Origin of the sequence: Streptomyces anandii JCM 4720 (assembly GCF_014650655.1) — a bacterium.
GTDB lineage: Bacteria > Actinomycetota > Actinomycetes > Streptomycetales > Streptomycetaceae > Streptomyces > Streptomyces anandii.
On record NZ_BMVJ01000019.1, the window covers coordinates 143529 to 145182 of the forward strand.

At 75.7% G+C, this 1654-nt stretch carries 1 protein-coding gene; it reads right to left on the minus strand.

Features of this window, described 5'->3' with window-relative positions; genetic code table 11:
- Nucleotides 1–66: 66 nt before the first annotated feature.
- Nucleotides 67–1521 carry a sugar transferase gene (locus IE249_RS28140; RefSeq protein ID WP_189709178.1) on the minus strand — a complete coding sequence of 485 codons (1455 nt, stop codon included), beginning with the start codon at nt 1519–1521 and terminating at the stop codon, nt 67–69.
- Nucleotides 1522–1654: the final 133 nt, after the last annotated feature.

The window sequence follows — 1654 nt, forward strand, 5'->3', positions numbered from 1 at the left end:
GGAACCGGCTCCGGGGCCCGGCGCACCGACGGGCCCCGTGAGCGGGTGGTGGACATCGCGGCCCCCTCAGTACGCCCCGCGGCCGTCGACGACGGCGCGCAGGGTCCGGGTCATGATCTCCACGTCGGTGGCGACCGACCAGTTGTCGACGTACCAGAGGTCCAGCGAGACCGTCTCGTCCCAGGACAGGTCCGAGCGCCCGCTGACCTGCCACAGCCCGGTCATGCCCGGCTTGACGGCCAGGCGCCGCAGCTCGGTGGGGCTGTAGTGGGCCACCTCGTCGGGCAGCGGCGGCCGCGGGCCAATCAGGGACATGTCACCCTTGAGCACGTTGAGGAGCTGGGGCAGTTCGTCCAGGGACAGCCGGCGCAGCACCGAGCCGAGCGGGGTGACACGCGGATCGCGCCGCATCTTGAACATGTGCCCGTCGTGCTGGTTGGCGCCCGAGCGCGCGAGCTCCGCCAGACGGGCCTCGGCGTCGGCGACCATGGTGCGGAACTTCCACATGGTGAACGGTCGCCCACCGAGCCCGCAGCGCGTCTGCCGGTGGAACACCGGTCCCGGCGAGGTGCAGCGCACGGCCAGCGCCAGCGCCCCGAACAGCGGGGCGAGCAGGACCAGTCCGAGGGCCGCACCGGCGCGGTCCAGCGAGGATTTCAGCCAGGGCTGCCCGAACTCCTGGGCGGGCGGCGCGACCTGAAGCACGGTCAGTCCTGCGGCGGTGGTGGGGCGTACACGCGCCTCGGCGACCTCGGCGAGGCCGGGCACCACGGCGAGCTGCAGTCCCGCGCCGTGCAGGGCCCAGGCCACGTGCCGCAGCCGCTCGCCGGTCATCCGCAGGCCCGGCGCCACCAGGGCGACGTCCGCGCCCAGGTCGGCCGCGGCGCGCAGCACGGCCTGCGCCTCGGCGGCGCGGTCCGCGTGGGTGGCGGCAGCGGCGGCCAGCCGCTGGGCGACGGGCATCCCGCACTGCGGGCTCTGCGTGCCGACCGGGACGACGCCCACGGCGACGTAGGGGTGGTCGGTGCGGGAGGCGAGGCGGCCGACGACCTGGTCCACGGCGGTGGGCTCGCCCACCACCAGCGCCCGGCGCACGGCCCGGGCCTCCCGCCGCTGCCGGTTCAGGTGCAGCTTGGTCATCGGCGCGACGGTCGCGCTCAGCACCAGTCCGGGGGTGAGCGCGGCGAGCGCCAGGCTCGGCCGCGGCCCGTTCTCCGGGTCGGTCAGGATCAGCGTCAGGGCCAGGAGTCCCGCCAGCAGCACCCAGTCCCGCACGGCGGCCAGGACGCCCCAGGACTCGCCGAGGCGCTGGGCGGCGTAGCGGCGCCGGGACACCCGGATGGCCGCCCACACGCCGGCGCCGACCAGTCCGCCGAGCGCCGGCACGTCCTGGCCGTCGGCGGACAGTGCCGCGGCCAGCGGGACGCCGATGCCGCAGGTGTCGGTCAGTACCGCGACCGGCCGGTACCACCGGGCCTTGCCCTCACCCGTTCGGCCCCGTGGCCTGCCGTGTTCCGACATCGGCCGCGCCGGGGCGGTCCGGCCGCCCACGGGCAGGTGATCGGCCTGGCGAATCGTTTTCCTTGGCCCCCCTGTCGTCGTGCTCGCGTTCCCGGACGTATCCGACCCCGGTTCCCCGGCGGATTCCGACACG

What these genes read in the sequence shown, in the direction of transcription:
- IE249_RS28140 (WP_189709178.1), bottom strand. Translation starts at nt 1,521, where the DNA reads ATGTCGGAACACGGCAGGCCACGGGGCCGAACGGGTGAGGGCAAGGCC.